20 protein-coding genes are annotated in these 20,132 nt (G+C 61.2%); 14 read left to right on the forward strand and 6 right to left on the reverse strand.

Going from position 1 to position 20,132, the window contains the following annotated elements; all coding sequences use genetic code 11:
• Positions 1–110 precede the first annotated feature (110 nt).
• From CAF76_RS14200 to CAF76_RS14225, 6 genes are all read left to right on the forward strand, one after another.
• Positions 111–1,268, forward strand: coding sequence for an oxidoreductase (locus tag CAF76_RS14200; protein WP_085647630.1), 1,158 nt, complete (start codon positions 111–113; stop codon positions 1,266–1,268).
• Between the two features lie 135 nt (positions 1,269–1,403).
• Positions 1,404–2,504 (forward strand): efflux RND transporter periplasmic adaptor subunit, encoded by a 1,101-nt coding sequence (locus CAF76_RS14205; protein ID WP_039772925.1) that lies wholly within the window; start codon positions 1,404–1,406, stop codon positions 2,502–2,504.
• Positions 2,501–5,578, forward strand: a complete 3,078-nt coding sequence (locus CAF76_RS14210; RefSeq protein ID WP_011332346.1) for a MexW/MexI family multidrug efflux RND transporter permease subunit — start codon at positions 2,501–2,503, stop codon at positions 5,576–5,578. Before CAF76_RS14205 ends, CAF76_RS14210 begins: the two co-directional genes overlap by 4 nt.
• 9 nt (positions 5,579–5,587) lie before the next feature.
• A complete protein-coding gene (locus CAF76_RS14215) occupies positions 5,588–7,039 on the forward strand; it encodes an efflux transporter outer membrane subunit (protein WP_085647631.1) in 1,452 nt (483 codons plus the stop codon).
• Between the two features lie 130 nt (positions 7,040–7,169).
• Complete coding sequence (locus CAF76_RS14220; protein ID WP_074691998.1) at positions 7,170–7,535, forward strand: helix-turn-helix transcriptional regulator; 366 nt, start codon at positions 7,170–7,172, stop codon at positions 7,533–7,535.
• A 74-nt stretch (positions 7,536–7,609) separates the two neighbouring features.
• Positions 7,610–8,167 carry a chorismate lyase gene (locus CAF76_RS14225; protein ID WP_085647632.1) on the forward strand — a complete coding sequence of 186 codons (558 nt, stop codon included), beginning with the start codon at positions 7,610–7,612 and terminating at the stop codon, positions 8,165–8,167.
• 52 nt (positions 8,168–8,219) lie between these two features.
• Here the strand turns inward: CAF76_RS14225 and CAF76_RS14230 are convergent, their stop codons facing one another.
• The 3 genes from CAF76_RS14230 to CAF76_RS14240 form a co-directional block, all read right to left on the reverse strand.
• Positions 8,220–8,495 carry a LysR family transcriptional regulator gene (locus CAF76_RS14230; RefSeq protein ID WP_007953837.1) on the reverse strand — a complete coding sequence of 92 codons (276 nt, stop codon included), beginning with the start codon at positions 8,493–8,495 and terminating at the stop codon, positions 8,220–8,222.
• Between the two features lie 59 nt (positions 8,496–8,554).
• The gene (locus tag CAF76_RS14235) at positions 8,555–9,064 is read right to left on the reverse strand and encodes a flavin reductase (protein ID WP_007953834.1); all 510 of its coding nucleotides are present in this window, start codon (positions 9,062–9,064) and stop codon (positions 8,555–8,557) included.
• A gap of 172 nt (positions 9,065–9,236) precedes the next feature.
• A complete protein-coding gene (locus tag CAF76_RS14240) occupies positions 9,237–10,118 on the reverse strand; it encodes a LysR substrate-binding domain-containing protein (RefSeq protein ID WP_064593304.1) in 882 nt (293 codons plus the stop codon).
• A gap of 211 nt (positions 10,119–10,329) precedes the next feature.
• Here CAF76_RS14240 and CAF76_RS14245 point away from each other — a divergent pair, with 211 nt between their 5' ends.
• A complete protein-coding gene (locus CAF76_RS14245) occupies positions 10,330–11,094 on the forward strand; it encodes a sulfite exporter TauE/SafE family protein (protein WP_085647633.1) in 765 nt (254 codons plus the stop codon).
• On the opposite strand, the gene CAF76_RS14250 is transcribed toward CAF76_RS14245, so the two are convergent.
• Positions 11,084–11,398 carry a putative quinol monooxygenase gene (locus tag CAF76_RS14250; RefSeq protein WP_064593306.1) on the reverse strand — a complete coding sequence of 105 codons (315 nt, stop codon included), beginning with the start codon at positions 11,396–11,398 and terminating at the stop codon, positions 11,084–11,086. The genes CAF76_RS14245 and CAF76_RS14250 overlap by 11 nt on opposite strands.
• 201 nt (positions 11,399–11,599) lie before the next feature.
• On the opposite strand from CAF76_RS14250, the gene CAF76_RS14255 reads away from it, so the two are divergent.
• From CAF76_RS14255 to CAF76_RS14265, 3 genes are all read left to right on the forward strand, one after another.
• On the forward strand, positions 11,600–12,190 hold the full coding sequence (locus CAF76_RS14255; protein WP_085647634.1) for an NAD(P)H-dependent oxidoreductase: 591 nt from the start codon (positions 11,600–11,602) through the stop codon (positions 12,188–12,190).
• A gap of 60 nt (positions 12,191–12,250) precedes the next feature.
• Positions 12,251–13,162 carry a LysR family transcriptional regulator gene (locus CAF76_RS14260; protein WP_064593308.1) on the forward strand — a complete coding sequence of 304 codons (912 nt, stop codon included), beginning with the start codon at positions 12,251–12,253 and terminating at the stop codon, positions 13,160–13,162.
• Positions 13,163–13,265: 103 nt separating this feature from the next.
• Complete coding sequence (locus CAF76_RS14265) at positions 13,266–14,159, forward strand: NAD-dependent epimerase/dehydratase family protein (protein WP_085647635.1); 894 nt, start codon at positions 13,266–13,268, stop codon at positions 14,157–14,159.
• A gap of 135 nt (positions 14,160–14,294) precedes the next feature.
• On the opposite strand, the gene CAF76_RS28745 is transcribed toward CAF76_RS14265, so the two are convergent.
• Positions 14,295–14,456, reverse strand: coding sequence for a hypothetical protein (locus CAF76_RS28745; RefSeq protein ID WP_178076178.1), 162 nt, complete (start codon positions 14,454–14,456; stop codon positions 14,295–14,297).
• 257 nt (positions 14,457–14,713) lie between these two features.
• Here CAF76_RS28745 and CAF76_RS14270 point away from each other — a divergent pair, with 257 nt between their 5' ends.
• The 4 genes from CAF76_RS14270 to CAF76_RS14285 all read left to right on the forward strand — a co-directional run bounded on the left by CAF76_RS14270 (position 14,714) and on the right by CAF76_RS14285 (position 18,884).
• A complete protein-coding gene (locus CAF76_RS14270) occupies positions 14,714–16,063 on the forward strand; it encodes a GntP family permease (RefSeq protein WP_085647874.1) in 1,350 nt (449 codons plus the stop codon).
• Between the two features lie 15 nt (positions 16,064–16,078).
• Positions 16,079–16,939: a MurR/RpiR family transcriptional regulator gene (locus tag CAF76_RS14275; protein ID WP_039769047.1), complete on the forward strand. Its 861-nt coding sequence runs from the start codon at positions 16,079–16,081 to the stop codon at positions 16,937–16,939.
• A gap of 1 nt (position 16,940) precedes the next feature.
• The gene (locus tag CAF76_RS14280) at positions 16,941–18,398 is read left to right on the forward strand and encodes a D-aminoacylase (protein WP_085647636.1); all 1,458 of its coding nucleotides are present in this window, start codon (positions 16,941–16,943) and stop codon (positions 18,396–18,398) included.
• Between the two features lie 117 nt (positions 18,399–18,515).
• Positions 18,516–18,884: a glyoxalase superfamily protein gene (locus CAF76_RS14285; protein ID WP_011332360.1), complete on the forward strand. Its 369-nt coding sequence runs from the start codon at positions 18,516–18,518 to the stop codon at positions 18,882–18,884.
• Here the strand turns inward: CAF76_RS14285 and CAF76_RS14290 are convergent.
• Positions 18,881–19,909 carry an AraC family transcriptional regulator gene (locus CAF76_RS14290; RefSeq protein ID WP_085647637.1) on the reverse strand — a complete coding sequence of 343 codons (1,029 nt, stop codon included), beginning with the start codon at positions 19,907–19,909 and terminating at the stop codon, positions 18,881–18,883. The two genes, CAF76_RS14285 and CAF76_RS14290, sit on opposite strands and share 4 nt — an antisense overlap.
• Between the last annotated feature and the right edge of the window lie 223 nt (positions 19,910–20,132).

Below are 20,132 nucleotides of genomic sequence, written 5' to 3' on the forward strand. Positions count from 1 at the left end.
TGTAAAATGTACGACTGTAGACGTACATTTTTATCGGGGTTTAACAACAATAAAAGTTCTGTCTGTTTTTTCGTCTGCTGATCGTAAATAAATAATAGCTAGGAGCCGTTATGAAAAATCTAATGCAATGGAACAGCCTTCCCTCCGAATCCAATGAATGGCTCGAGAAGGTGCGTGCACTGAATCCGCTGATTATTCAGCACCGCGATTACAGCGAGCAGACCAATGCGACGCACAAGGATGTGATGTCCCGATTCTTCAAGGAAGGTTTTGGCCGGACCTCGGTGTCCAAGGCGTTCGGCGGGTCCCAGGTCGATATCCAGACCACCTCGGCCCTGCTGCTGGAGTTCGCCCGGTTTGACGCCTCGCTGTCCTGGCAGCTGGCGGTGCAAGTGGCGATGGGGCGCCTGTCGGACTACCTGCCGGAAGCCACCTCCGAAGCGATCTACAACCACTGCGACGGTTTTGTGATCGGCGCCATTCACTCCGGCGGCGAAGCGCTGCCGATGGGCGACGAGTACCTGCTGAGCGGCAAATGGGCGTTCGCCAGCGGCTCGGCCCACGCCGACTGGCTGGTCTGCACCGCGACCGTCAAAGGCACTGAAAACAACACTAATCCGGAAGTGCGGATGTTCTTCGTGCCCGCCAGCCAGTGCACCATCCTGCCGACCTGGGACACCCTGGGCATGCGCGGCACCGGCAGCCATCACTTCCAGTGCTCCAACGTGATCGTCCACAAGTCTTTCTCGCTGGATGTCGAAACCCTCAAGCAATCCCCCGAAGCGCGCAATTCCCGGGCCTATGCCACCGGTTACTACGAGTTCGGCACCTTGGCGGCGATGTCCACCGTGCTCGGCGTGGCCCGAGCGGCGGTCGATCATTTCCGCAATGACCGCGCCGTGAACACCGACCCGGGCCTGGAAGGGGTGATCTTCGAGAAGACCGGTCGCGCCATCTCCTCGGTGCATACCGCACAACTGCTGCTGGAAGATGCGATCCACCAGGTCATCAACCGGGGTGAAACCGTCGGCGAACCGGTCAGCGCCCGCGTCGGCCTGGCCGCCTCGGTGCTGACCGAGAACTCGGTCAATGCGGTCAACCAGATCTACTCGATGGCCGGTTCCAAAGCCGTCTACAAGTCGCACTTCCTGGAGCGTTGCTTCCGCGATATTCACACCGGTTCGAAGCACTTCACGTTGTCGCCTTTGAACTTGCATGGTATCGGCAAGTATTACCTGGATAAAACCAACGTACTGGCCGCGGCGTAACAGCGGATAAATAAAGCGGGCGCGTTTACAAGTGAAAGTTCACAGGGATCGATAACGCGCCCGTCTTTAGTTGCACCTTTATTTTCTTAAAACTCAAACTTTTGTGCTCGCAGCAAAGAGTCAAGGGAGTGCCACATGCTTGCTCGAAACATTATCAAGTCGCTGATCTTTATTGTTCTTGTGGTGGTGTTGTCCGCTGCACTGGGCTGGCGTTTCTGGTCGCCGCCACCGGCGGCGGCCGAGCAACGGATCCCCAGCACCCGGGTCGGTCTGGCCGTGGTCAAAAAGCAGCCTTACACCTACTACCTCGAGGCCATCGGCAAACTCGAGGCCCAGCGTCAGGTGCTGGTGTCGGCTGAAGTCAGCGGCAAAGTGGTGGACATCGATTTCGAATCCGGCGATGAAGTGAAGGCGGGGCAAGTGCTGCTCAAGCTCAACGACGCGCCGGAGCAAGGCGAACTGGTGCGCCTGAAAGGCGAGTACGAATCGGCCAAAGCCCAGTTCGCCCGGGTCCAGGAACTGGCCAAGACCGGCGCCGAAAGTCGTCGCGCCTTCGACAGTGCCCGCGCTCAATACGACGCGGCCAAAGGCGACATGGAGCGCATGCAGGCGCAGATCGCTCAACGCCATATCCGCGCGCCGTTCGCCGGCACCCTCGGCATTCGCCAGGCGCACCTGGGCCAATACCTGCAGGCCGGCAGCGCGGTGGCAACCCTGACCGATCCGGGCGTGCTGCGCGTCAACTTCACCCTCGCCGAGCGCGATGGCTCGCAAGTGCAACTGGGCCAGACCGTGCAGGCCAAGGTCGATGCCTGGGGTGATGTGACCTTCGCCGGCAAGATCGTCGCGGTCGATCCGCAGATCAACCAGTCCCACACCATCAATGTGCAAGCGGTCATCACCGACACGCAAAAACGCCTGCGTCCCGGCATGTATGCACGGGTCTCGGTGACCCTGCCGCAGACCGCCGAGCTGCTGATTCCGGAAACCGCGATCACCTACAACGCCTACGGCGAAAGCGTGTTCTCGGTCTACACCGACGAGGCCGGCGTGCAGAAGGTCAAGCGCGAAAGCATCAAGGTCGGCGAGCGCCGCGATGGCTGGGCGGTGGTCGACAAGGGCCTGACCGAAGGCGTGCAAGTGGTGACGTCCGGTCAGCTCAAACTCCACGACGGCGTGGCGGTGGAAGGTGTCCCTGACACGATTGCTCTTAAACTCAGTGGGCTGGAAAAATGAATTTCACCGACCTCTTTCTTCGCCGCCCGGTGCTGGCCGTGGTGGTCAGCACGCTGATCCTGCTGTTCGGGGTGCGCGCGCTGATGAACCTGCCGATCCGCCAGTACCCGATGCTGGAAACGTCGACCATCACGGTTACGACCCAGTACCCCGGCGCCTCTTCGGAACTGATGCAAGGCTTCGTCACGCAGCCGATCAGCCAGGCCGTGGCCTCGGTCGAGGGCATCGACTATCTGTCGTCAGCCTCGACCCAGGGCCGCAGCCAGGTGACGATCCGCATGGCGCTCAACAGTGACTCCATCGCGGCGCTGACCGAGGTCATGGCCAAGGTCAACCAGATCAAATACCGCTTGCCGAAGGACGCGTACGACCCGGTGGTGGAGCGCACGTCCGGCGGATTCACCAGCGTGGCCTACGTCGCGTTCGCCAGTTCCAACCTGACCATTCCAGAGATGTCGGATTACATCTCCCGCGTCGTGGAACCGATGTTCGCCGGCATCGAAGGCGTGGCCAAGATCAACATCATGGGCGAGCAGAAACTGTCCATGCGCCTGTGGCTCGATCCGCAGCGTCTGGCCGGTTACGGCATGACCGGGCAGGACGTGTCGGCAGCCATCGAGGGCAACAACTTCCAGGCGGCGCCGGGTCAGGTCAAGGGCCTGTACGTGGTCAGCAACCTGCGGGTCAACACCGACCTGAACAGCGTCGAAGATTTCCGCGACATGGTGCTGCGCAACGACAACGGCCACATCATCCGTGTGCGTGACGTCGGCACCGTGGAGTTGAACGCAGCCTCCACCGACACCAGCGGCGCGATGAGCGACGTACCGGCGCTGTTCCTTGGCCTGGACGCCGCACCGACCGGCAACCCGCTGGTGATCGTCAAACGCGTGCGCGAATTGCTGCCGCAGATCCAGGAAACCCTGCCACCGGGCGTGACCGTGCAGATCCCGTTCGAAGTGGCGCACTTCATTCAGTCGTCGATCGACGAGGTGAGCTACACCCTGCTCGAAGCGCTGGTGATCGTGGTGCTGGTGATTTACCTGTGCCTGGGCACGTTCCGCACTGTGCTGATTCCGCTGGTGACGATTCCGCTGTCGATGCTCGGCGCAGCGATGCTGATGCAGATGTTCGGCTTCAGCCTCAATCTGCTGACCTTGCTGGCGATGGTTTTGGCCATCGGGTTGGTGGTGGACGACGCCATCGTCGTGGTGGAGAACGTCCACCGTCACATCGAAGAGGGCAAGAGCCCGTTCGAAGCGGCGCTGATCGGCGCGCGCGAAGTGGCCGGTCCTGTGGTGGCGATGACCTTCACCCTGGCGGCGGTGTACGCGCCAATTGGCTTGATGGGCGGCCTCACCGGCACGCTGTTCAAGGAGTTCGCCCTGACCCTGGCCGGCGCCGTGGTGATTTCCGGCATCGTCGCGCTGACCCTGTCGCCGATCATGAGTACCCGTCTGCTGGACGCGAAGACCAGCGAAGGCTTCATGGCGGTCAAGGCAGATCGATTCTTCCAGTACCTGTCCCGTCGTTATGGCGCGCTGCTCGGCGGTTCGCTGGCGCGGCGCTGGATCAGCCTGAGCGTGGCGCTGGTGATCTTCTTCAGCCTGCCGTTCCTCTATCGCTCGGCGCAGACCGAACTGGCGCCGCTGGAAGACCAGAACATCCTGCTGACCGCGATCAAGGCGCCGCAGCACGCCAACCTGAATTACCTCGAGGCCTACGCCCACGAGCTGTACAAGACCTTCAACGAAATCCCCGAGGGTTACAGCAACTGGGTGGCGAACGGTTCCGACGGTCTGTCCAACAGCGTCGGCGGGATCAACCTGGTGGACTGGGAAAAGCGCGGCCGCGATGCCAACACCATCCAGCCTGACTTGCAGGCGCGGGTGAACCAGATCGAAGGCACGAGCATTTTCGTGTTCCAGATGCCGCCGCTGCCGGGCTCCACTGGTGGTCTGCCGGTGCAGATGGTGATCCGCAGCGATCAGGAATACCTGGCGCTGTACAACGTGATGGATCAGCTCAAGCAAGCCGCGCAGGCCAGCGGTCTGTTCGCGGTGGTCGACAGTGATCTGGACTTCAACAACCCGGTGGTGGAAATCCAGGTCGACCGGGCCAAGGCCAACGCCTTGGGCATCCGCATGCAGGACATCGGCGAAACGCTGAACAGCCTGATCGGTGAGAAGTACGTCAACCGGTTCTCGTTCCATGGTCGCTCCTACGACGTGATCCCGCAGTCGGTGTCGGCGGATCGCCTGACTCCGGAAACCCTGAAGCTGTATTACGTGAAGGACCAGAAGGGCAATCCGGTGCCGCTGTCGACACTGGCCACTCTCAGCGTCAAGGTCGAGCCGAATCGCCTGACCCAGTTCAACCAGCAGAACTCCGCCACGTTCCAGGCCATTCCGGCGCCGGGCGTGACCTTGGGTGATGCGGTGGGTTTCCTGCAAAAACAATCGGAAGGTTTCCCCGCCGGCTTCAGTTTCGACTGGCAGTCCGACGCACGCCAATACGTGCAGGAAGGCAACAGCCTGGCGTTCACCTTCGGCCTGGCCCTGGTGATCATCTATCTGGTGCTGAGCGTGCAATACGAGAGCTTCCGCGACCCGTTCATCATTCTGATCAGCGTGCCGTTGTCGATCTGCGGGGCCCTGGTGCCGCTGGCGCTGGGCATGACGTCGATGAACATCTACACCCAGATCGGCCTGATCACGCTGATCGGTCTGATCAGTAAGCACGGGATCCTGATGGTCGCGTTCGCCAACGAGTTGCAGCGCCAGCAAGGCATGGACCGCGTGCAAGCCATTCAGCATGCCGCGCAGGTGCGTTTGCGGCCGATCCTGATGACCACCGCTGCCATGGTGGTCGGCCTCGCGCCGCTGTTGTTCGCCAGCGGTGCCGGCGCCAACAGCCGCTTCGGCCTGGGCCTGGTGATTGTGGTGGGGATGCTGATCGGCACCTTGTTCACCCTGTTCATTCTGCCGTCGGTGTACACGCTGCTCAGTTCGATCAAGCAACCGAGCCACGCACCCGAAGCCGAGCCGGCCGGCGTGCCGCAACCCATCCTGTGAGGACGTGACATGCATTCGATTACACGTTTGATGCTGGCGCCGCTGGCGGCGTCCATCCTGTTGGCGGCGGGCTGTGTGAACTACGCCGGGATCGATCATCAGGGCAAATTGCTGGCGGTCTGCGATGCGCCGTCCGACAGCCTGAAAGACAAATTGCCGCCGGCCCAATGGCCGCGTGCGGACTGGTGGACATCGCTGGGCGACCCACGTCTGGGTGCTCTGATCGAAGAGGCGTACGCCAGCAACCCGGACTTGCAGGAAGTCGCTGCCCGGGTCGCGAAAGCCAACGCATTTCTCGACCTGCGCGACGCCGAGCGTTATCCGGAAATGGACGCATCGGCGGGTGTCACTCGCGGTCGGCTGTCGCGCTTCGAGGACTACAGCGGCGAGGGCCACAAGTACTTCACCGCACGCAATCTGGCGGTCAATTTCGGCTACACCTTCGACCTCTGGGGCGGCCAGCGCGCCGCGTGGGAATCCGCGCTCAACAGCGCACGAGCGGCGGAAGTCGATCTGCAATCGTCGCGGCTGATTCTGGCGGTCAACGTGGTCAAGGCTTACAACCAGTTGGCGTATGCGTGGCAGGTCTCGGAGCTCAATCAACGGGATCTGGAACGCTTGAGCAAACTGGTTGACCTGACGGATTCACGTTACGGCTCGGGCCTCGACAACCTGTCGCAACTCAAGCAGGTGCAGAGCCTCAAGGCGCGTTCGGAATCGACGTTGATCGGCGCCAACGAAGACATCGAAATCGCCCGCCTGCAGTTGTCGGCGCTGATCGGCAAGGGTGTCGATCGTGCGCACACGCTCGAGCGCCCATCGAATCTGCAAGCCAGTGTGGTGGCCTTGCCGGCGCAATTGCCAGCCCAACTATTGGGCCGCCGTCCGGACATCGTCGCCGCACGTTGGCGCGTGGAGGCCGAGACTAAAAACGTCGAGGCGGTGAAGACCACGTTCTACCCGAACATCAATCTGGTGGCAGCGGCGGGTTCCCATGCATTGACCGGTGATGCGCTGTTCGCCGGGGTCAGCAAGTTCTGGAACGTGGCGCCGACGGTGTCGCTGCCGATCTTCGATGCCGGGCGTCTGCGCTCGGATCTCAAGGCCGGCAATGCCGAACTCGACAGCTCCATCGCACAGTACAACCGGGTGCTGAATTCGGCCCTGCACGAGGTGGCGATTTCGGTGACGCAGTTGCGTTCGTTCGAGCAGCAGATCGTCGTGCAGCGCGATGCCTGTGCAATTGCGCAGTCGTCCTACGATCTGTCGCAGTCGCGCTACAAGGCCGGGGAGGACACGTTCCTCGATGCGCTTAACATCGAGCAACAATTGATTCAGGACGAAATGCGCCTGGCCTTCCTCAACAGCAAGCACATCGACAGCTCGGTTTCGTTGATGGCAGCGCTGGGCGGCGGGTTCCAGGCGCCTGCGCTGGAGACCGCGCAGAGCAGCGATTTGTAGTTGTTTTGCGGGACGCCGCCTCCGGGGCGGCTGTCGCGGGGAAAAAACATCTTGTGTATAGTCTTACTGTTCTCGTATAGACGAATACAAGACGGATTTTTCCCGCCTATATCATCAAGGGTACCTACCTATGAACGTCCCGAATCATCCCAATCAGGATCAGATCCTTCTGGAAAATGTGCTGTCCGCATTGGGAAGCCCGCTGCGCCTGACCGTGTTGAAAGTATTGGCCGATGGCCAGGAACATCCGTGCGGCCGGATCCTCAAGGGTGCATCGAAGTCGACCATGACCCACCACTGGCGGGTTCTGCGTGACAGCGGTCTGATTTGGCAGCGCCCTTACGGTCGGGAAAACCTGCTGTCCCTGCGTCGTGAAGACATGGACGTGCGTTTTCCGGGCCTGCTCGACTCGCTGCTGTCGGCGGTCAAGACCGATGAACAGACCATCAGCGTCATCAGCAAACACGAAGTGACCGAAGAAAACGGAGCCGAGTGACAGACACCGCCGGTGAAGGGTTGGCCTTCCACGGCAACCAACAATTCACCATCACCAGGAAGGTGTGAGCGGGTATGGATACAAGTCATTACTGGTCATCGCGACCGCTGTCGGAATTGACCGGCTCCGAGCATCACTGGCTGTTTTTGCCCGGGGCATTGACCCCACGTCTGAAAGCCATGGGCGATTATTCAATTGAAGTCGTCGAGCAGTCCCATGGCCCGCTCAATCCTGAAGAAGCGCAAGCGCTGAACGTGCCGCCAAACACCCTTGGCTGGGTGCGTGAGGTGGTGATGAAGCTCGATGGCGAGGCATGTGTCACGGCGCGCAGCCTGACCAGCGTGCCGGCGCTGAATGGCGACTGGGCGGATCTGAACGGCTACGGCCGTCGACCGCTGGCCGAGATTCTCTACACCTCGGAGCAGACCCTGCGCGAACCCTTCCAATGTGCCTTGCTGCCGCCCGGTGCGCCGTTGGCCGCGCTGTCCTATCGCTACGCGCCGCAAGCCGAACGTCTGTTGGCGCGGCGTTCGCGTTTCACCCGCAATGGTTCGGCGCTGCTGGTCAGCGAGTGCTTTCTGCCAGCGTTCTGGGCTCGGGTCGAGTACGCTCAGGCGCTCAAGTCGGCCTGATGAAATGAAACCTGCGGAAGCGAACCCCCGCAGGTTTTTTTTCGCCGGTTTTTCAGAGCCGGATCACCGCTTCGATTTGCTTGATGGCCGGCGTCAGCGCTTGCGCCAGTTGCTCGGCTTTCGAGGTCGGGCGCATGGTTCTCGACGAGCGCAGAAACAACGGATCATCGAAGCGCTTGCGCAGCCGTGCCAGCGATCCGCTGATGGCGGGTTGTTTGACGTGCAGACGTTCGGCCGTGCGGGACACGCTGCGTTCGCGGAACAGCACCAGGAAAATGATGATCAGGTTCAGGTCGATATCCGCGAAGTTGTCTTCATTGAATAGCATGGTTACATCCCTGTCATGACCCGCCGGCAGGCTTCAGCCGAAGCCGGCGGGTGTCTGGATCACTGCTCGGGTGCCAGGCGCAGTTCGTCGTTCAGACGGTAGTAACTGCGGTTGAAATAGACCAGGCCTTCCGTGGCCTCGCTGTGTTGCTGCAGCTCGAGAATTTCACAGTAGAAGATGCTGTGGGTGCCGACCTCGTCGACCTTGCTGACTCGGCAATCGAGGCTGACCAGCGCCTCCTCGATTACCGGCGAACCGGTCTTGAGGGTCTGGCAATTCACGCTGGAAAAGCGCTCCTGCATGCTCAACTGCCGATTGGCGAACGCACCGGAGGTCGACTGGTGATCGCCGGTCAGGACGTTCACGCACAGCACGCCATTGGTCTTGAAATGCTCGTGATTGGACGACGAGCGATTGACGCATACCAGCAGCGTGGGCGGTGAATCCGTCACGCTGCACACCGCCGACGCGGTAAAGCCGAAACGCCCCGCAGGGCCATCGGTCGTGACGATGGTGACGGCACTCCCCAGCATCGCCATTGCATTACGAAACTCCGTTGAATCAACCATCGCGTCACCTCATTCCATGTAGGTTTAATGGAGCCGATCCGTTCTTCCTTGTCCGTTGTCGTTGTGCGAAAACGGGTATCGGGCAACACGTTCGCTCTGGCGATATAGTACGTATGTATACGTACCTTGCAAGCTATTCCTTGTGCTTAATTTGCCGAAGAAAAAAACATGTTTACGGGAGTGCCAAGGCTTGCAACAAGGCTGTGGCATAGGGCGGCAACGCGGCGATGTCGCGGGCGCACAGCAACAGTTTGCGCCTGGCCCAGCCTTCGCTCATCGGCAGGGTCTTGAAGGCTTGCGGCGCGGCGCGCTGAACCGCCGCCAGCGGCACGATGCCCAGGCCGGCACCTCGGGCCACCATGCGCATCACCCCGTCGAAGCCATCGGCGCGGATGCGGATCTGCATCCGCGAGCCGCTGTGCAGCGCCTGCTCTTCCAGGTAAATCGCCAAAGCGCTGTCGGCCTGCAGCCCGACAAAGTCATGGCGCAGAGCGTCGCTGAAACTGACTTCAGTTGCGTCAGACAGTGGATGTTCCAAAGGCAGAATCAGCACCAGCGGATCATCGCGAAAGGCTAGGGTCTGCAAGTCGGTGGTGTCGATCGCGTCGGACACAATGCCCAGATCCGCCGCGCCCTGACGCAAGGCATGGGTGATGCGAGCGCTGGGCAGTTCCTGCAAATCGATGTCGAGATTGGGATGTTCACGCAGGAAATCCGCCAGCACCTCCGGCAGGTATTCGCTGAGCGCCGTGGTGTTACACAGCAGACGCACCTGGCCTCTGACGCCGCGGGCATATTCGGCCAGATCCTGTTGCAGACGTTCGGCCTGTTGCAGCAACACCCGCGCATGTTGCGCCAGGGCCTTGCCGGCCGGGGTTGGTGTGACACCACGGCGCCCGCGCTCGAGGAATTCGGTACCCAATGAAGCTTCCATTGCCCTGATACGCGCGCTCGCCGCCGCCAGCGACAGATGACTGCGTGCGGCGCCGGCGGTGATGTTGCCGCTGTCGATGATGTGCAAATAGAGGCGCAGGTCGGTGAGGTCGAAGTGCATGGACAGCCTCAGTTTGCAGAGTGACAGAGCTGGCCTAATCGCGAGCAGGCTCGCTCCCACAATTGATCGGCGGCTAGCACAAAATCTGTGGGAGCTAGCCTGCTAGCGATGGGGCCAGCAGCTTCAGAAGATTTAAGCCTCTTGTTTGGAGAGAGGCTGCCTCAGTGTATGACAGATTTTCAGTTCATCCGCACAAGCGCAAAGTGTAGCCATGAACGCACTCGCAGACTTCTATCAAAACCTCGGTCTGACCCTGTCATTGCTGGTGATCACGACCTTCGTCGTCGCCGGCATGATCAAGGGCGTGATCGGCCTCGGCCTGCCTACCGTCGCCATGGGGCTGCTCGGTCTGGCTATGGCACCGTCGCAGGCTGCGGCGTTGCTGATCATTCCGGCGACCCTCACCAACGTCTGGCAACTGGCGTTCGGCGGGCATTTGCAGGGGCTGGTGAAACGCTTGTGGCCGATGCTGCTGGCGATCTTCCTCGGCACGGCCATCGGCACCTTGTGGATCGGCATGGCAGGCGGGCATTGGGTGGTGCGCGGACTTGGCGCGGCGCTGTTGCTCTATGCGTTGAGCGGATTGTTCCTGCCGACGCTGAGTGTCAGTCGCCGCCATGAACCATGGCTGGGGCCGGTGTGTGGCGTGATCACCGGCGTCATCACTTCGGCGACGGGGGTGTTCGTGATTCCCGCCGTCCCGTACATGCAGGCCCTGGGCTTGAGCCGCGATGAACTGGTGCAGGCGCTGGGGCTGTCCTTCACCGTGTCGACCCTGGCGCTGGCCGGCGGATTACTCTGGCGCGGGTCGCTCGGCGGCGCGGAACTGAGTGCTTCGCTGCTGGCCCTGATCCCGGCAGTGCTCGGCATGCTGCTCGGGCAATGGCTGCGCCAGCGCATCAGTGCCAGTCTGTTCAAGCGGGTGTTTTTCATCGGTCTGGGCGCGCTCGGCGCCCATCTGCTGATCAGCGGTTAGCGGACGAATCGCTGAGCATTTCAATCGGGCGGATATCGAAATCCCGCTCCAGGTATTCCATGCGCTGGGCCAGGAACTGCTGCATGTGCGGCAGGTTCGAGTGCACGTCCAGATGCGCCTGGCTTTCCCAGATCTCGTAGAAGATGAACAGGGTCGGGTCTTCCTTGTCGCGCAGCATGTGGTACTCGATGCAGCCGGGTTCGGCGCGGCTCGGCTCGACGTAGGCGCGGAAAAACGCTTCGAAAGCCTCGGCTTTTTCCGGGCGGGTCTTGGCGTGCAGGATGAAGCCCTGGCGTTCGCTCATCGCAAAAAACTCCTCAGATTCAGATGGCGGCCAATCCTACGGCAACAATCGGCAATCGATTCGTGCGTTTTACTCAAATGATTTTTGCGCCATCGGTGCTTATTCCGCGCGAGACGGATCGCTAATCTGCCGCCATTGCATTTTTCCACTTCTCCATCCAGCGCTCTGCGCTGCGCATCGGAATCCGATCGAGGCTCTCCCATGAAAAAAGTGCTGTTGCTCAATGGCGGTAAAAAATTCGCCCACTCCGACGGTCGCTACAACACCACCCTGCACGAAGCGGCGTTGAGCGTGCTGGATCGTGGCGGTCTCGACGTCAAGACCACCTTCATCGACGAGGGTTACGACGTCGCTGAAGAGGTCGCCAAATTCCTCTGGGCCGACGTGATCATTTATCAGATGCCGGGCTGGTGGATGGGCGCACCGTGGACCGTGAAAAAGTACATCGACGAAGTCTTCACCGAAGGCCACGGCAGCCTCTACGCCAGCGACGGTCGCACCCGTTCGGATTCCTCGCAGAAGTACGGCAGCGGTGGTCTGATCCACGGCAAGCAATACATGCTGTCGCTGACCTGGAACGCACCGCAGCAGGCGTTCGATGACCCGACCGACTTCTTCGAAGCCAAAGGCGTGGACGCCGTGTACTTCCCGTTCCACAAGGCCAACCAGTTTCTCGGCATGACCGGCCTGCCGACGTTCCTCTGTGTGGACGTGATGAAACGCCCGAACATCGAGGCCGACGTGGCGCGTTACGAGCAGCATCTGACCGAGGTGTTTGGCCTCAAGGCCTGACGCTCGGCTACTATCGAAGGCCTGAGCTTGCGCAGCAGGCCTTTCGATTCGAGGACACCCGTGAAAGCCAGATCCGATGAGTTGCAGATTTTCGTCTGCGTGATCGAATGCGGTTCGATTTCCGCCGCCGCCGAGCAGGTCGGACAGACGCCGTCGGCGGTCAGCCGCACGCTGTCGCGACTGGAAGCCAAGCTCGACACCACGCTGATCAACCGCACCACTCGGCGCATGGACCTGACCGAGGAGGGCAAGTACTTCTTCGAACAGGCCAAGCTGATCCTCGACCAGATGGACCAGCTCGAAGAGCGCCTGTCTTCGCGCCAGCAGACGCCATCAGGGCGACTGCGGATCAACGCCGCGTCGCCGTTCATGCTCCACGCCGTCGTGCCGTACATCGACGAATTCCGCCGGCTGTACCCGGACATCCAGCTCGAACTCAACAGCAATGACCTGATCATTGACCTGCTGGAACAAAGCACCGACGTTGCTATCCGCATCGGCACCCTCGCCGATTCGACGTTGCATGCCCGCTCGCTGGGTTGCAGTCCGCTGCTGATCGTCGCCAGTCCAGCGTATGTGGAAAAACACGGTGCGCCGCGCGAAGTGGCCGATCTGAGCGAGCACACCTTGCTTGGCTTCACCCAGAACGAAGGCCTCAACCAGTGGCCGCTGCGTTACGTGCACGGCGACCGTTGGCCGATCACCCCGGCAATCAGCGCCTCCAGCGGCGAGACGGTTCGCCATCTGGCGCTGGAGGGGCAGGGTATCGCCTGCCTCTCGCACTTCATGACCATCGACGACATTCGCGCAGGGCGCCTCAAAGTGTTGCTGGCGGAATTCAACAGCGGTTATCGCCAGCCGATCAACGCGGTGTACTACCGCAACTCGCAGCTGGCGCTGCGCATCCAGTGCTTCCTGGACTTCATCCAGAGCAAACTGGCGGCTTACGCCAGCGCTGATTTCAAGGGCTGATTCGTGATCCCTGCGCAACAGTGATTTGGTTGAGGGCGGGTTTTTCCACAGGGCTCGCCGGTCGATACTCGCTCCATCACTTACTCACGCAGGGAGTTTCTCCATGAACGTATTCGTCACCGGCGCTGCCGGTTTTATCGGCGGCTCCATCGCCACCGGTCTGGTCCAGGCCGGCCACACCGTCACCGGTCTTGTGCGCAGCGCCGAACAGGCCAGTGAGCTGAAAGCGCTGGGCATCACCCCGGTAATCGGCACCCTCGACGACAAGACACTGCTGGCCGAACAGGCCCGCGCCGCCGATGCCGTGATCAACGCCGCCAGCAGCGACCATCGCGGCGCCGTCGAAGCCTTGCTCGATGCCCTGCGCGGCTCGAACAAAGTGTTCCTGCACACCAGCGGTTCGAGCATCGTCGGCGATGCGTCCGGCGGCAAATCCAGCGACGTCATCTACTTCGAAGACAACCTGCCGGAGCCGACCGTCGACAAGGCCGCACGAGTGGCCATCGACAATCTGGTCCTCGCCGCAGCGCAGGACGGCGTGAACTCGGCCGTCATCTGCAACACCCTGATTTACGGCCACAGCCTGGGCGTCAATCGCGACAGCGTGCAACTGCCGCGCCTGCTGAAACAGGCACGTAAAAGCGGCGTGGTTCGTCACGTCGGCACCGGTCAGAACATCTGGTCCAACGTGCACATCGAAGATGTCGTGGCGCTGTACCTGCTGGCCCTGACCAAAAACGTCCCGGGCACCTTCTACTTCGTCGAAAGCGGCGAAGCGTCGTTCATCGACATGACCACCGCCATGGCCGAAGCCCTGAATCTGGGCCAGCCACAAGACTGGCCACTGAAAGATGCCGAAGCCGAGTGGGGCTACGAAATGGCCAACTACGGCCTCGGCTCCAACAGCCGCGTACGCGGCAAACACGCCCGCGAACTGCTGGGCTGGGCGCCGAAGCGTACGTCGGTGGTTGAATGGATTCGTAACGAAATGGTGTGAGGGTTGATTAAACCCGAGAGGGCTTTGCGACTAACCTGTGAACGGCTGCCTTTGGGCAGCCGTTTGTGTTTTTGGATTTGTCTTGGCGCCGAGATTGAGTGAGTTCGCCACTTTTTCAGAAACTGAATGACGACTCTATTCGGCCAGAGAAAGATGCAGAAACTTGCTGTCCTTGAGCTTCAGCTTGCGTTCAATCGATTCAACGCTCTGACCCGTTTCGATGGCTGTCGAACTGGCAATCGCGCGTATCAACGCTTCGGCAGTGAGCTTTTTGGGGCGGCGGCGCGGAGCAGTCATGGCAGGAACTCTATAGAAAGCGTCTGCCGAGTATAGCGCCTGGACTGATGTTGAAAACCTTGTGGTCTGGGCGAAACCTTCAGCCGGGTCATGAAAATCCCACCCCGCGATTTTCATTATTCGCGACAAGACATATCCAAAAACGACAACCCTTATCCCTCCACGAAAATTACTTTCACCTGGTTTGAAAACTCGATCTCGAAATGATTTATGAGTTTCACAACCCATTCGAACGTGACCCTTTCGAGGAGTACCGCATGACACCGTCCTTCGGCTATTGGCTGCTGGTGTACGCCGCCGTTGCCATCATCGCCCTGATCGTTCTGATCGCCCGTTACCGGCTCAATCCGTTCATTGTCATCACCCTGATTTCCATTGGCCTCGCGCTGGTGGCGGGGATGCCGCCGTCCGGGGTGGTGGGGGCGTATGAGGCCGGGGTGGGCAAGACGCTGGGGCACATTGCGCTGGTGGTGGCGCTGGGGACGATGCTCGGCAAGATGATGGCCGAGTCCGGTGGTGCCGAGCAGATGGCGCGCACGTTGATCGAGCGCTTTGGCGAGAAGAACGCGCACTGGGCGATGGTGTGCATCGCGTTTCTGGTGGGGCTGCCGCTGTTTTTCGAAGTCGGTTTCGTGTTGCTGGTGCCGATTGCCTTTACCGTGGCGCGGCGGGTGGGCGTGTCGATTCTGATGGTCGGTCTGCCGATGGTCGCCGGGCTGTCGGTGGTGCATGCGCTGGTGCCGCCGCACCCGGCGGCGATGCTGGCGGTGCAGGCCTATCAGGCGTCGGTCGGGCAGACCTTGCTGTACGCAATTGCCATCGGCATTCCGACGGCGATCATTGCCGGCCCCCTGTACGCCAAATTCATCGTGCCGCGCATTCAGTTGCCGGCGGATAACCCGCTGGAAAAACAATTTCTCGAACGCGAACCCCGCGACAGCCTGCCGGGTTTCGGCATCACCATGGCGACCATTCTGTTGCCGGTGGTGCTGATGCTGATCGGCGGCTGGGCCAACCTGATTTCCGCGCCCGGCAGCGGTTTCAACCAGTTCCTGTTGTTCATCGGCAACTCGGTGATCGCGCTGTTGCTGGCGACGCTGTTGAGTTTCTGGACGCTCGGCATTGCGCAGGGTTTCAACCGCGAATCGATCCTCAAATTCACCAACGAATGCCTGGCACCGACCGCCAGCATCACCTTGCTGGTGGGCGCCGGTGGCGGGCTGAACCGGATTCTGGTGGACGCCGGCGTCACCGATCAGATCGTCGGCCTGGCCCACGAATTTCACCTGTCGCCGCTGATCATGGGCTGGCTGTTCGCCGCGTTGATGCGCATCGCCACCGGTTCGGCCACGGTCGCGATGACCACGGCTTCCGGCGTGGTCGCGCCCGTGGCCATCGGTCTGGGTTATCCACACCCGGAACTGCTGGTGCTGGCGACCGGCGCGGGCTCGGTTATCTTTTCCCACGTCAACGACGGCGGCTTCTGGTTGATCAAGGAATACTTCAACATGACCGTGGCCCAGACGTTCAAGACCTGGACGGTGCTGGAAACCCTGATCTCGATTGTCGCTTTCGCCCTGACCGTCGGTCTTTCTTACCTGCTGTAGTCGGAGTTATCCGCCATGGACATCCTTTATCAGATCCGCGCCCGTCAGGATTCCTTCAGCGCCGGTGAAGGACGCATCGCCCGTCTGATGCTCGACGACGTAGGATTTGCCGCCTCCGCCAGCCTCGAAGACTTGGCGCAGCGGGCCGAAGTCAGCACCGCCACGCTGTCGCGCTTCGCCCGCACCGTCGGTTGTCGCGACCTGCGCGATCTGCGACTGCAACTGGCCCAGGCCAGCGGCGTCGGCAGCCGTTTTCTCGACCCGGCGGGCACGCCCGAACAGTCGGCGTTTTACGGGCAGATCGTCGGCGATATTGAAACCACGCTTCGCCAGCATCTGGCGGCGTTCGACGAATCGCGCTTCGCCGATGCGGTGAAACTGCTGGGCCAGGCGCGGATGATCCACGCCTTCGGCATCGGCGGTTGCTCGACCCTGTGCAGCGATGAGTTGCAGGTGCGATTGGTGCGCCTCGGCTACCCGATTGCGGTGTGCCACGACGCGGTGATGATGCGTGTCACCGCCGCCAGCCTCAGCGCCGAGCAGGTGGTGATCGTCTGTTCGCTGACCGGCATCACCCCGGAGTTGCTGGAGACCGTAGCGCTGGCGCGCAACTACGGCGCACGGATTCTCGCCATCACCCGCGCCGACTCGCCGCTGGCGGAACTGGCCGACATCGTCCTGCCGCTGCAAGGCGCCGAGACCTCGTTCATCTACAAACCGACGGCGGCGCGCTACGGCATGCTGCTGGCCATCGACGTGCTGGCCACCGAGCTTGCGCTGGCCAATCCTGAAGACAATCAAGAACGTCTGCGGCGGATCAAACTCGCCCTCGACGAATACCGTGGCGGCGACGATCACCTGCCGCTGGGAGACTGACATGCTGTACGACACTCTGATTCGCAACGCGCTGGTCATCGACGGCAGCAACAGCCCCGGTTACGCCGCCGACGTGGCGATCCTCGATGGCCGCATCGCGCAGATCGGCGACTTGCGCGATGCCCGCGCCACCGATGAAATCGACGCCGCTGGCCGTGTGCTGGCGCCGGGTTTCATCGACGTGCACACCCACGACGACACCGTGGTGATCCGCCAGCCGCAGATGCTGCCCAAGCTCAGCCAGGGCGTGACCACGGTGATTGTCGGCAACTGCGGGATCAGTGCGGCGCCGGTCAGCTTGCGCGGCGATCCGCCGGATCCGATGAACCTGCTCGGCACTGCAGCGGCGTTCGTTTATCCGCGTTTCAGCGATTATCGGGCGGCGGTCGAAGCGGCCAACACCACGTTGAACGTGGCGGCGCTGGTCGGGCATACGGCGCTGCGCAGCAATCATCTTGATGATCTGTTTCGCACCGCGACCGACGATGAAATCAGCGCCATGCGCGAGCAGTTGCGTGAAAGCCTGGAGGCAGGCGCCCTCGGTTTATCCACAGGTCTGGCGTATGCGAGTGCGTTCTCGGCATCCACCGATGAAGTCATGCAATTGACCGAAGAATTGAATGCGTTCGGCGCGGTGTACACCACGCACCTGCGCAGTGAATTCGAACCGGTGCTGGAAGCAATGGACGAGGCCTTCCGCATCGGCCGCCACGCTCAGTCGCCGGTGATCATTTCCCACCTCAAATGTGCCGGCGCCGGTAACTGGGGGCGCAGTCCGCAGTTGCTCGCTTCGCTGGAAGAGGCGGCGAAAACTCACCCGGTCGGTTGCGATTGCTATCCGTATGCGGCGAGTTCTTCGACCCTGGATCTGAAGCAGGTCACCGACGCCCACCGCATCACCATCACCTGGTCGACGCCGCATCCGGAAATGGGCGGTCGCGACCTGATGGACATCGCCGCCGAATGGAACCTGTCATTGCTCGACGCCGCCAAACGCCTGCAACCGGCGGGCGCGGTGTATTACGGCATGGACGAGAACGACGTGCGCCGGATCCTCGCCCATCCGCTGTCGATGGTCGGCTCCGATGGCCTGCCGGAAGACCCATTCCCGCACCCGCGTCTGTGGGGGGCTTTCCCACGGGTGCTCGGACATTTCAGTCGTGATGTCGGGCTGTTTCCGCTGCACACCGCCGTGCACAAGATGACCGGTCTGTCGGCCGCGCGTTTTGGCTTGAAGGAAAGGGGCGAGATTCGTGAAGGCCACTGGGCGGATCTGGTGTTGTTCGACCCGGCGACCGTGCGCGACGTGGCGGATTTCAACGACCCGCAACGTGCCGCGCAAGGCATCGAGGGTGTGTGGATCAATGGCGTGTTGAGTTACCGCGACGGTCAGGCCAATGGCCAAAGACCAGGGCGTTTCCTGGCGCGCCAGGGCGATCTGCGCGACGGCTTTCATTGAATTTTGCTGACTGCGTCACGGTGATGGCACATTGCAATTAAAGAAAGCCATCACCAAGCCGAATTGCTGACATCCACCCCGGCTACACTCTGGGGCCAATCAGTCAGGGAGCAACCCATGAGCTTCGGCAAAACCACCCCGATCCTGCGGATTTTCGATGAAGCCAAAGCCGTGGAGTTCTACGTCGACTTCCTCGGCTTCAAGATCGACTGGCAGCATCGTTTCGAACCCGGTTTCCCGTTGTACCTGCAAGTGTCGCGCGGCGAGTGTGTGCTGCATCTGTCCGAACACCACGGCGATGCGACACCGGGTTCGGCCCTGCGGATCGAGACCGATGAACTGGAGGCGTTTCAGCAGCAGTTGCTGGCCAAGGAATACAAGTTTTCGCATCCACAGATTCAGGCCATGCCGTGGGGCAGCCAGGACATGACCATCGCCGATCCGTTCGGCAATCGTCTGGTGTTCACCAACGCGATCAGCCTCTAGCCGTCGTTCGAGACCCGGTGAGTCTGCCGAAACTCACCGGGCGGCATGCCGCGTCGGCTCTTGAAGGCGCGGTGAAAGGAGCGTGATTCGCTGAAGCCCAGATACTGGGCGATGTCCTGAATCGGCAGGGTGCTGTTGAGCAGGTAATGCTCGGCCAGTTCCTGGCGCAGTTCATCGAGAATCTGTTGATACGACGTGCCGGCCTGATGCAACTGGCGTTGCAGCGTGCGTACCGACACGGCGAGATGTTCGGCCACCTGTTCCTTGCGCGGCAGGCCTTCCTTGAGCAACTGGCGCAGGATGCTTTTGACCCGCTGCTCCAGCGACGCATCCTCCAGGGTCGCCATCAAACTCTGAGCGTGTTCTTCCAGGGTGCGCAGCAAATGTGCATCGGCCTGGCGCAACGGCAATTGCAAATACGGCAGCGGCACGATCAGCGCGGAATACGCCTGATCGAACAGCACCGGGCATTCAAAAAACTGTTCGTACTGCGCCAGCGTCGTGCCCGCCGGGAGTGAGTGTTCCAGCCACACCGCGGCCGGCGACAGTCGGGTATCGGCGATCCAGCGTGCGTATTGCAGCCAGGAGCCGAGTACGTTTTCCACCAGATGCCGGCGAATCCGCGGGCGCTCAAAGCGACAGCTCCAGATCAGGTGTACGTGGCTGTCGTGTACCTCGGCGCGGCTGACGCCCATGTCGCCCACCAGTTTTTCGAACGGCATGATGCGGCTCATGGCGTCGCCCAATGTCGCGCAGTTCATGGTGATGTAGCCGAGCACGCTCCAGGAGTTGGGCAGCACGAAATTCGCCGCGTTGAGGCCGAACAGCGGATCGCCCGAGTATTCGCAAAAGTAATCGAGCAACCGCTCATGGGTTTCCCCCGGCAAGCGCAGGCTGTTGTCGCTCAACTGCTGCGCCTGCAACCCGGCCGCCGCCAACGCAGGCTCGATGGCCATGCCCAGATGTTCGGCATGGCGCAGGTACTTGAGCAGCGGTGGGACGGAGGTGAAGCCGAGCGATTGCATGACCGAATCCTCTTGATCGAGGCCGCCGGGGGCGGATGAGCGCTCTGAAAGGTAATTTGAATCCGCGAATAAAGTAAATGGCTGACGCTTGCGCGACGTTGAGGGTTGAGGTGATCAACCCTTGGAGAATTTGAGCGAGACAAGCCTTAAGTCTTTGTGACAAAGCCCGCGTCCTGCGGGCTTTGTCATTGAACGATCAAGAAGAAGCGGCGAGTGCACCGCA

The organism is Pseudomonas sp. B40(2017) (genome assembly GCF_002112855.1).
GTDB lineage: Bacteria > Pseudomonadota > Gammaproteobacteria > Pseudomonadales > Pseudomonadaceae > Aquipseudomonas > Aquipseudomonas pharyngis.